Consider the following 10,909-nt stretch of genomic DNA (forward strand, 5'->3'; position numbering starts at 1 on the left):
CATGCTGTCGCCACTACCCCGGCGCAGCGACTGGCGGCACCGCTTCGCTCATCCATCCAGTCGTATCAGCCTTCCCCGAAAGGGTCACCGGGTCGGCCTGCGCATCGGCATTTTCGAGGCTTACTCAGCGTTCACTCACGTTACGGCCTGCACACTCGCGCTGTCACCAATTCGTGACACGCTTACCCGAAGGCTTCAGCCATTTCGTTACCTCCATAGCTGCTCCGGTTGCTTCCGGCTGGAGCGGTTGCCGGGCGGGGCTTACACCCGCTGGAAAGCGCCGCCTTTTCACGGCGCACACCCACAACTGCCATCGGCCGTTCTCCCAAGCGGCCATTCACGACGCTTGCGCGGTTCAGGAGAGATGAATGTGGATACGCGCCAATCAACAGTCGATGCAAACCTAGCCGATCTTGTCAGCTGAGTTGCATCTCGCAATCAGCGTTTCAACAAGGGACACCAGCGCGGGCCGAGCATTGCGCTCAGTAGTGAAACCCGCGACTGCCAACTCGGCCTGAGGCGAATAGTAAACCACCGTTCCCCAAAATCCCGCGTGGGAATAACAGACTGCACGACCTACGACGCTTAGTGCAACACCCAGCCTATACCCTTCAGCCCCTTGATGTGTTCCTTGACAAAGCATTTCGACTAGGGTCTGCGGTTTTTCAAAAACGCGCCCTTGGAACAATGCGCTTGTAAAGGCCGCCAGATCCCGCACTGACATCGCTAACCCACCGCCGCCATAAAGGTCCATTGTAGGATTAACGTTCGTGATCTCGACGCCCCCAAAGAATTGCCGAGCTCGGGGTTCAGTCATTGCAGGCTGAGGTTCAGCAACCTCCCACCACGTTGATGTTAATGCTAGGTTATCGAAGCGCAATTCTTTTCGGACAGCAGAAGCGAGCGTCCCGCCAGTGGCGCGCTCAATGATGTCGCCGAGCAAAATATAACCGGTATCGGAGTATCTAAATGCCTCGCCCGGCGGACCTAACGGGCCGCTCGCCCGGATCGCAAGACACACTTGCTCCTCGCGTGTCCACACGCGCGCGGGCTCGGCGAGAACCCCTTTAATATATTCTTCGTCGGCGTGATCATTTAAGCCCGCGCTATGGTTCAGCAGTTGGCGCACCGTTATCGACTTCGTGCGATACCCCCGCTCATCCAATAAACGAACCAAGCTCTCGTCAGCGAGCGCCGAAATACCAACGTCTAGTTCAAGCCTTCCCTGTTCCCAAAGACGCAACGCCGTAGCGGCAACGAACATTTTTGTGTTGCTGGCGATCCTCAGCGGTGTATCGGTTGTTAGGGGCTGGTAAGCAGTTTGATCTGCCATCCCTACAGCGGCACCCCTCGGAGCTAACCCATCCATTCCAATCGCGAAAATCGTCGTCGGCGCATTCGCAGCCTTCAAAGCAAATAACAGCTCTTCTTGACGCACTTGCAATCTCCCAAGATCGTCCACGCCGATAAATTGTTCTGCCTTAGGGGCTTTCACCACTCAATCGTGCACCAACGTCGCCTTGTTTGGATCGTAGGCCCATCTAATATTGTCGGCAATTTAGCAGCGGTTGTCGAAGACAAGATAATGGCCGACGACCGCCTCCACGCTCAACGGGCAAGTGTGGGGTCGATATACTCGTGCGTCAGGCCAAACCTTGCCATGCGAGTGCGATGGTCCGGTGAGCCGAGATATGAACGGAGTTGCGCGTTCACCGCATTGAGCAGATCGCTGTTCCTTCTGTTGAAGGAGAATGCTCCGAGCGGCAGTTTTTGTTGAATGCCATTCGTTCCCGGCTTGTGCTCCACGGCCTCCAGGACTGAACCGCCGATGCGATCGGCGAGTATGCGATTGCCCAGAGCAGTGCTCGCATACGCATCGATCTTTCCTGACCGAACCGCTTCGATAGCATCCGCTTGATGTTCGAAGATGGCTATCTGGTCGTCGCTCACGCCTGCCGCTTTCGCCGAGTCGTGTTGCACCTGCCCGGCAATGATTCCAAGGCGCGCATCTTGCCGTTTGACGAAGGACGGGTAGCTGTTAAGCGCTTTTGGATTTCCAGCCCGAACCAAAAACCCGTCCCCGATCGCCCACACTGGAACGCTGAACGCGACCCGCTTAGCGCGCTCAGGTGTAACGAAGAGGGAGACGTTCATATCCCAGCGGCCGGCTTCGACACCTGGCAGCAGATCGCTGAACGTCGTCAGGCGATGCTCAATCTGAGTGGCACCAATAGCCCGCAAAACCGCTTCCGCAAGATCAATGTCAGCACCGGTAGCGGTACGATCCGTTTCCGTCCAGCCGAACGGCGGTTCTTCGATGTACGCGATCGCTACCTTCATAGCTGCCTCTCATGAAATAGGAACGGCCATCAAATAACTGCAGCCGATTGCTGACGATTCTACTTGCATGCACGAACGTCGTTTTGTGGCCGGTCCTTGCCGGATGGCGGTCGGCGCTTCCCGACCCCAAGCAGCCGTTAGACGTGTCGATCGCCGAATGGCCGGTTAGGGATCGCAGCAGACGCATTTGCACGGCGCTACACGTAACTCTAGAAGAGTGCGTTGATCAACACACGGTAGCTACTGGCTTTTCAGATATTGAACGATAGCAGCTCGTTTATTGGCGTCGGGCACGGCCTCCCTCATTTTTCCTCCGGGCACATATTTTTGTGGACTTTCCAGATAGTCATTCAGCGCCCGATCATCCCACACGCCTGGCTTTCTTTTTAAAGCATCCGAATACGCGTAATGCGTACTTGCGATCTTCCGCCCGTACACGCCAGATAGAGAAGGGGCCATAGAATTATTTGGATTTGGACTACTCTGGTGGCATTTTACGCATTCGGCCTGAAACACGGATTTCCCATTGGTCTGGGCTGGCGTTTGAACCGGGAGAGCGCCAAAAATTCCGGTCACGACGAGTACGCTGATCGACTTCAACATCGTTATCTCCTGGTTCGTCACTCGTGAGCCTGCCTGCAAAATTAAAGTATGTCTTACTTATTTGCGTTGGCATTTCTTGGTAAAAAGCCTACGTTTTTCACTGCGGACATCATCTCATCCGAGCACATTGGAATCTTTCCCTGCGGATCGTAAAAAACACAATCTTGTATTTGTGCGTTCTGCTTGAATGTTTGATAATCGATTAGAGTTAAGCTGCCAGCTGGAGATAGGGAGAAAATTACGCCCTGCTGCTGATCATTGAACATATACCAAAAATTCGCTACATCCTCGTTGGCATCCAGTGCAACGCTCCAGATCGAATTACTAGAAAAATAAGGGTCATTTTTGAACGCGGCCCGACAGCGTCCCTGTCCAGCAGCGACGAAGTTTGGTACAGGCATTGGTACGAATCCGCCGGACTTCTTATAGCATCTTAACTTCCATTGGGTGCCATCCCAAACGTAATCATTCTCTGGACCAACGTGTCCCTTCGGTAGCATTTCGTCAAAGCGGCTCGTATAAGAGCCTTCGTCGTCGGGATACACAAAAACGGTCACCTGAACCCCTTTGTCCCAGTCGTACCAAAGCTGACAATAGAAAGGTGCCAACTCCTGTCCCATCATGAAGCATTCGCTATTAACCCGGTTGGTCCACGTTGGCACGACTATCCCATTCATATCCGGGAGGATCCCGGGTAGCAATCTTTGGATATCGCCGAACACACAACTGGAAAACGCCTCTTGCGGCACCTCGGACATACCTTGCAATAGGTCAACAAGTGTCAGCATCGTACTCGTCACAGATCCGACGCTCTTCGCGCGATCACAGACTTTTAATATACCTGGCCAATCGGCATTGGTATTTTTGGAAATCTCACAAAAATCAGACAGGTAATAAGCGCCGAATATCGGGATTAACGCTTCATTATCTTGCCTTGTCGTCATCATTCGCGCCAAAGCATTTGACACGGTGTCACACCAAACCCACGTGCCGCCGGGACCATCGTTCTTATTTTTCGGTGGAATTTTATTTTTAAGAACAAATCCATCCCTCGTTCGCCCGATGACGTTCCAAGAGCCTACATGTGCAAATCCGTAATCAGCGAGGAAATTGCCTCCCGGTACAACCACCGATGTGCTGAACGGACCAAAGGCATTGCTCGGCACTCCACCGAGTTGGTCTGGTGTGGAAACCAAGCTCCACCAACTGGTCACATCACCTTCGGTCCGAAACAGGACGTCAAAATATTTTAGACTTTCCAGCAAAAATATCTGAAATCGAATTTGGCGGTTGCTGTGATCGGTTTGGTTGTAGGTAACGTAAGCTACCGCTAACTGATCACTTGGCTTAACTGGAGCAACTTGGCCGCCAGGTGGAGTTAGCAATACCGTTGCAGTCCAGGCATTTGTGAGCGGAGGGGGTTGCAGGCGTCCGTTGGGGAACAATTTCATTCCGATTTCAGTGGGCGACGGCACAGGGATACAGGGGTTGGTATTCATTTCCTCTCCCAAAACATTCTTTAATCAATTGCCGCTCTCATTGGCATCCTTGCCAAGTGTCGTGAGAAAGCGGCCCCCTAGCGAACCTGGAAGCAAAGAGTATCGCAGTAAGAGCTATGGCATCTATGTCGCGTCATTTGGATGGCACAGCAATAATCCCCCAGATAAAATCATTTTGAACATATTCACCGGGAACTAGTATCTTTGGATCGATGGGACCAACGGGGTATTTTTTTGGATCAAGCACGATTTGATCAAGCCCGTGGTTACCGTCTTTATCAAAGGAGGCGTACGCATGGCAACTAATGCAGGACGATCGAAGGATCGGCACATTCGCTGTGATTCTCTCGATAACGGAGTTCCCAAGTATCGTCGGCGTGCTGGTGTTTGCTTCTACGTAGTCTGTCTGAGAGCCTTTCAGGCAATAATTTCGCCAGACCGGGTCAATCGCTGCATTTTTAAACATGGCCAAGAGGGCTTCGGATTTCTGACAGTCGCCGTAGTTCTGGTTGGCCAGACCATTCGGAGGTGTATTTGATGACACGGCGCCAAACGAGTCGTGACAGCCGGTATCATCGCATCTCCCGGGGTTCATTTTGTTTTCGAAATCAGACCAAACCCATTGTTTTATTTGCTTAGTACTGAAATGAAACGAAAGAAGAGCAAAATCCGCACTAGTTTTTCCATCTGTCGCGGTGTTCACGTAGAATTTATGTCGAATATCGGCTTCGGTCAGAGTGAGACCTTCCGTTTTTTTAAGCCACCCTATTAAGTCTGCAACCTTCATCCAATCACCCTTGAACTCGACAGCGTCTGCTGGCAGGTTAACTGGCGATTTTTTTGCATAAGCTGTCGCCAGCCCTTGCGCGTTGTATAGATTGTTCGAAACTATGTATTGATACGAGGCCCAATTCCGACGCACTTCTTCCCCGATGCATACGTTAGCCGGCAAGCCGAGCTTCGAATCTGTATTTGATGGAGGATTGCAATCCGAAGGAGAGATGATCAACGGTTTTCGTACGGCGATCCGATGAGCGGTTCCCAATAAGCTGGCTTGAAGTCGCTTGGGAGTTCCGGGTGCGGGCCAGCGGGGGGGCGACGTGTGATAGATGTCGTCATCAGAAGCCCATGTCTCGAACTCGACTTGAGACGAGTTTGGATTCCCTGACGGAGCAGTGACTTGCACGAAGGTTTGCCAAGCAAGTTGGTCGGACGATTGCCCCCATGGCAGTATAGTTCCTTGGCAAGCGGCAAACGGGGCCTGCAGGCATAGTGCAGCTGCACCTATAAGCGATAGAATTCTTTTCATTGTCGGCTCCGCAGGTAATGGACATGACCGCATCGTTCACTCAAGGGCCTAGGTTTGGCAACCCTCAACTATCCACTGGTTAAACAGCTCGATTTGTTGTGGAGGCCACGGCGCGTCTGGTGGCATTTCGCCAGAAGATAGCTTTGCGTAAACTTTCTTGGCATGGTCTGGATTGCACATCCACGATGAGTCGCTAAGTGGAACACCTCGGCGGGTCATGCACTTTATGTCAGTATCTCTGAAGAGCGGGAGTATGTCTTTGCTGTAAGTCAAGACATTCTGAGCGAAAGCGGAACCGACTGATTCAGTGAAAGTGCCTTTAAACTGGTTGAAGGATAAATCAGGATTTGTAATGTTTGTGATAATCGTATTATTTTGAAAATCTTCAACGTGAACGACTGTGGTCTTGTCGGCCTCCTGCCAAGTAACTAGAAAAAGAAGGTCGCCAATTGGTGTGATTCGAATGTTTACAGTTTCTGACTGACCACGCTCGCCGCGCGAAAGAATATCGGTGTACGTAAGAGAACCTAATGAAGTGAAAAACAATTCTACCTGAAACGCACCGAAATCTACCAAATAACGATGCCCTACCGCAGGAAAGGCTGTGTTCATTCTACCGCTCCCTTTTCGTTTTATTGAGAACAAGAGGTCGACCTGGACTCGGAGCCCAAGTTTGAGAAAAACGAATTTATTAAGTTAACTCTGACTTCGGACAGATTAAGCTGATGAATCTAAAATGTTAGCCAGCGTCCGAGCCCTCTAATCCCCAGCGGCACGTTTCGATGGAGTATAGGTAAACGTTAACGGTGAGCAAACTTAAAATTGCCTTTGCGCTTTACAGCCGTCCAGCAGCGCGTCCATTAGCGCACAGTCCTCGTGTTCAGTAGCGACTCGCCACGGCCGTTCGTGACTTTCACCCGCGCGTCGACAATTAACGTCTGCCAAGCGAGCGGTCGGAACGGCAAGATAGCGACAAGATCCGCCGGAGCCATCTGCTCCGGCGCGGGTCACACCTGCATAGCCAAGGAGCCTTGCAGTCAGAGTTGTTACGGCGCCTACACTAGCGGTTGGAAGCCTCGGTTTCAGATTTAGCCCGCTACACCCAGAGCCAGTCGCTGTGTCTAAACCCCATCTTGAACGCTGTTAGAAGCAACTGACGCCCAGCAATGGCTATGGTTGAATTACTAGGGTCGAACAGCACGTCAATCGTAACCTGACACGTTTCAATTGAGACGGTTATGTTGTGGACGAGGGTTAATGGAACTGCGCCGGCAACGGTCGATACTGACGTGGCGGTTCCTGCCGACAGCAGACCCGCAGAGACTGCCGACGCCGGCAATTGGAGGTAATCGGCGCCGGTGTCAACCAAGCACTTATGCGTAGGCGCCGGATTTATAGCGGCCGCTCCTCCGAGCAGGACGACATCCGCATATGGTCGATTGCCCGAATACGCAATTTGGTTTGGGAAAGCAATGTTGACAGTGCTCATTGGACGATAGGGAGCTGAGGGGCAAGGACAATTGTGACCTCGTCCAAAGAAACCCCGAGGTTCTGAAGATGAATAATGACTTGGTTGTAGTCAGTGCCCTCGGCTATTATCCCGCCAGCTGTCGCCGCCACCCATAGCCCGGGCCGAATCCGGTGCCAATTGTTGTCTATCCATATCGAGCCGGGATGTACCGACATGATGTTCACCGTAGCGGAAAATGGTTATGGCAATCGGGCGTCACACGTTGGCGCCTGAATCTTTACCAACGCCCTTGTTGGGATCAACGTGAACTCTAGGCTGTGGTGTAATCACAGGTCCTGGTGGAAGTCCTGCGGGCTTTCTGTCTTTCCTGGATTCTTCTGCTGCTTTTTCCGCGATATGCAGCGCTTGAATTGGCGTACCTGTTGCTGCCTGCTGCGCTTTTTCAGTAGCTCCCGCTGCATCTAAGGCTTGGGTGGCGGCGACCCTCAACAGCTTCTTATCCACCTCATTCGACAACCAGCGAGCTCCCCCGAGTCCCACTAATATTGCTCCCGCCAAAGAGGAGACTGTCAAATTAACAGGTACTGCGTTAGGTGCACCGGGTGTACCGAGCAGTGATGCGTTCGCACCAGCTCCGTAGAGACCCCATGAGATGGCGGCCGCCAAGGCGCCGATGAACATGTTCACGAGAAACCCGGGTCGATAAATTGTGGTCGCGGTGCCTGCGACTTTTTCGACCCTCGGCAACACCATCCCATTGTCCGAGAGGAAAGCATTCCCAAGACCGCCCACAGCACCGGCCAATGCGATGTACAACAAGACAGTTGTAACCATAACCAGCTCCTCGCCGGAAGTGCCTCGGGGAACACTGATGCGAACTGCGCAAGAAGCAGTAAAGGACAAAGTTCTGAATACGGCTAGAAATTTTGTGCGCCTCCGCACTCTTCTTTTCTTTCTTTATCCTTGCAAGATGGCGACTCATAGGCAGTCCCCCGCGCAAACACTTGCCGCCCACGAGCGAGATCCAGCGCTGCATGCTTCGGATTACCGCCCAACTCTTGTTTTTTGCATCCGGATGCGGTGGCAATCGAGCGTCTGATGGCGTGCAAGCAGTGACTGGCACTGCGCGCCAAAATTCGTCATCGGAATGTGTATCGCTTCGTATCGCGTGCGCCTGGACATGCATTCAGAGAGGGGCGAAGGGCTGTTATTTGCCGAGACCCCAGGAGCATGACCACCGAGGGAAGCTCCGTTACCTGAGCGGAGCCGACGCTCCAATGTCCGCGTGAATGCAGGGTGCGACGTCTGAACATGGCCGGGTGCTGTCTCATGCGATGGACATACGTAGCTCGAAACTCGTGAGCAGGCGATCGGCGGTACGCGACCCATTAGAGACGGCCAACTTTCCAGGCAGCGGACGTTCGCAAATCGTGGAGGTGCACGCGTGCGACACGGACCGAACTGTGGACTATCAAACTTGCTGCTCAGACGTTTTCTGCCAACCCAATGCGAAAAATGGTTGCGAAAAATGGTAAAGAAAGAGTGTTGTCTGCCGTCAATACAATCATGTATGAACTGCGTTCCAAGGACGAAAACCCGGCGCGTAAACGGGAAGAATGGCCATAATACCGGAGCCGCATGTCAGTCAAGTATCGAACGCCATGGATGACAACAAAGACAAGAGCAAGATTTGTCGGCTTTGCGACAAGTGTCTTGTTGGCATTAGCTACCTTAATTATTTTATATTTCTTCAACCGTTCGTCGCCAGTAGCGCTCAAAGCGCTGATGACCGTTGCAATGGTTTACGCGACAGCGTTTGTTATTCAAATCATAAGGCTGATCCGCTTAAATAAGCGCGATCCATGACGAATGAACGCTACATTGTCGGCACTTCAGGTGTCGTTGTCGAATGCCTGAAAGTGGCCGCTGCCCGACGCGTCGGGCGCATGTCGACCCTCAGCGGTCTTTCAGGTAAGCCGCCGGACTATCAAACTAAAGAAAGCGTGTTGTCGGCCGTTAATACAGGCAGCGGTTCAATACGGACCGCTTAACCCACGGCACCCTCATGAAGAACAAAAGTCTGGCCTGCGTTCTCGGACTCTCGTGCGTGTTGCTCGCGGGATGCCTAACAACTGTCCCTAAGCTTGATGCGCAGCATTCTGCTAGCGTCCAGACCAGACAATTGATTTCTGACGGGATCCAAGCGCCGAAGATCGATGCCAACGGGAATTTGGTGTCGCCTTGGGTACGCAATTCGATGATGTCAGCGTTCTACATGCGAGCATCCCGCCTCGGGATTAAGATCGATCCGAACGGTGTTCCCGTGACTATTCACATTACAAGCGTTAGAAGCAGGTCCGAATCCGCTCGCGCATTCTTAAATTTCTTCGACGGCGCTGATCATCTTAGCGGAGTCGTCAGTGTAGGCGATGTTAGTTTCAAGGTCGAAGAAGACACATGGCTATATTGGCCCGTTACCGGCTATCGTTCGATTGAAGAGGTTTCGAATGCGGTAGGTGAACAGGCTGCGAATGGAATCGCATTAGTCGCCGGACTTCCAATCAGTGACTGACCTCGCCGGTGACGTCATCGTATTGACTTCGGGGCAGTAGCTTCACGGGCCGCAAGATACGATTGTCGGCAATTTAGGGGCCCTGTCGAATGGCTGTAGATGGCCGCACAGCGACTGCTGCTGTGGACCGCGTTGGCGTCGCGCGATAAAACGTGCGCGTGCGCTCACGGTGTTTTCGTTTCCGCGCGCTGCTTGACCGCGGCATTCATTGCCTGAAACTCTCGCTGAGTTTCCTCGATTACGTCATTCGTCAACCGCCCCACAAGCAATCCCGAGAACGACTCCGTTTGCTCAAGATGGGTGCCGCCCGCTACGGCCGTGAGGTGGACACAATGCGTACCGTCGAAAATGCCGCGGATCCATACACTACCACGCCAGCAAAGGTCTTGCTCCGGATGAACGAGCAAAACAGTCGGCTTGAATACCATCGAAGCCGGTCCGGTGCCTAGCGTAATGCGGATTGAAAAACGAACTTTACATTACCCTCATCGCCACCGGCTGCGCGATCAACGGTGACATGATTGTCGATCACGGCGTCAGTTGCTTCGGCCTGTGCAACGGCAGCGTGATCTCGACTCGCGGTCTGCTTCACGTCGGTGAAGGCGGTCTGATCAAGGGCAGCGTGCAAGGCGAACACGTACGCATCGACGGCCGTGTTGATGGGAATGTTCACGCCCGTGAGTCGCTTGAGATCAACGGACACGTCGCCGGCGATATCTTGCACAGCGGCACGATCCGCTTAGGGCCGGGTGCCACGCTCAACGGGACGCTCAAGCGCGTCGCTCGGATGCTGACGATCGATGCACCGTCCCCCCTGTGTCAAACTGCTGTGAGACAACTTCTTCAAACAGTTTAAGGAAGTTGCCCACAGATGGATAAGCAGATGAAAGAGGTTTTTGAGGAACGTGACGTCAGTGCGAAGGTTTTCCCCGAGGGGGCCTCGGGGAAAACGGCAACCGATGCTGAGGTCGTCGCGGCGCCAAGCCGCCGGAGTTTTTCGACGAGCTACAAGCGCCGTATTGTGCGGGAAGCCGACGCGTGCAATGCCAGCGGCGCGGTCGGGGCACTGCTGCGCCGTGAGGGTCTCTACAGCTCGCATCTGAGCCACTGGCGCG

Annotated in this window: 11 protein-coding genes and 1 pseudogene; 5 read left to right on the plus strand and 7 right to left on the minus strand. The window is 53.1% G+C overall.

Going from position 1 to position 10,909, the window contains the following annotated elements; genetic code table 11:
* Positions 1-403 precede the first annotated feature (403 nt).
* From BSU04_RS31925 to BSU04_RS31965, 7 genes are all read right to left on the minus strand, one after another.
* Entirely contained in the window at positions 404-1,495 is a 1,092-nt protein-coding gene (locus BSU04_RS31925; RefSeq protein WP_256983529.1) for a serine hydrolase domain-containing protein, read from the minus strand.
* A gap of 113 nt (positions 1,496-1,608) precedes the next feature.
* Positions 1,609-2,340 (minus strand): transporter substrate-binding domain-containing protein, encoded by a 732-nt coding sequence (locus BSU04_RS31930; protein ID WP_089164283.1) that lies wholly within the window; start codon positions 2,338-2,340, stop codon positions 1,609-1,611.
* 240 nt (positions 2,341-2,580) lie between these two features.
* Positions 2,581-2,943, minus strand: coding sequence for a c-type cytochrome (locus BSU04_RS31935; protein WP_089164284.1), 363 nt, complete (start codon positions 2,941-2,943; stop codon positions 2,581-2,583).
* Positions 2,944-2,996: 53 nt separating this feature from the next.
* Complete coding sequence (locus BSU04_RS45875) at positions 2,997-4,442, minus strand: hypothetical protein (RefSeq protein WP_144021422.1); 1,446 nt, start codon at positions 4,440-4,442, stop codon at positions 2,997-2,999.
* A gap of 133 nt (positions 4,443-4,575) precedes the next feature.
* Positions 4,576-5,751: a hypothetical protein gene (locus BSU04_RS31945; RefSeq protein ID WP_144021423.1), complete on the minus strand. Its 1,176-nt coding sequence runs from the start codon at positions 5,749-5,751 to the stop codon at positions 4,576-4,578.
* A gap of 48 nt (positions 5,752-5,799) precedes the next feature.
* A complete protein-coding gene (locus tag BSU04_RS47205; RefSeq protein WP_218827374.1) occupies positions 5,800-6,363 on the minus strand; it encodes a MoaF-related domain-containing protein in 564 nt (187 codons plus the stop codon).
* 1,114 nt (positions 6,364-7,477) lie between these two features.
* The gene (locus tag BSU04_RS31965; protein WP_089164288.1) at positions 7,478-8,056 is read right to left on the minus strand and encodes a hypothetical protein; all 579 of its coding nucleotides are present in this window, start codon (positions 8,054-8,056) and stop codon (positions 7,478-7,480) included.
* 804 nt (positions 8,057-8,860) lie between these two features.
* On the opposite strand from BSU04_RS31965, the gene BSU04_RS45880 reads away from it, so the two are divergent.
* From BSU04_RS45880 to BSU04_RS31985, 5 genes and pseudogenes are all read left to right on the plus strand, one after another.
* A complete protein-coding gene (locus BSU04_RS45880; protein ID WP_179258510.1) occupies positions 8,861-9,088 on the plus strand; it encodes a hypothetical protein in 228 nt (75 codons plus the stop codon).
* A complete protein-coding gene (locus BSU04_RS45885) occupies positions 9,085-9,273 on the plus strand; it encodes a hypothetical protein (RefSeq protein WP_144021425.1) in 189 nt (62 codons plus the stop codon). The genes BSU04_RS45880 and BSU04_RS45885 overlap by 4 nt, the downstream gene beginning before the upstream one ends.
* 14 nt (positions 9,274-9,287) lie before the next feature.
* Positions 9,288-9,794 (plus strand): hypothetical protein, encoded by a 507-nt coding sequence (locus BSU04_RS31970; RefSeq protein ID WP_089164289.1) that lies wholly within the window; start codon positions 9,288-9,290, stop codon positions 9,792-9,794.
* Between the two features lie 460 nt (positions 9,795-10,254).
* Complete coding sequence (locus BSU04_RS31980; RefSeq protein WP_089164291.1) at positions 10,255-10,650, plus strand: bactofilin family protein; 396 nt, start codon at positions 10,255-10,257, stop codon at positions 10,648-10,650.
* A gap of 27 nt (positions 10,651-10,677) precedes the next feature.
* A pseudogene (locus BSU04_RS31985) lies at positions 10,678-10,909 on the plus strand (hypothetical protein); the annotation flags it as partial.

Source organism: Caballeronia sordidicola, from assembly GCF_002220365.1.
GTDB lineage: Bacteria > Pseudomonadota > Gammaproteobacteria > Burkholderiales > Burkholderiaceae > Caballeronia > Caballeronia sordidicola_C.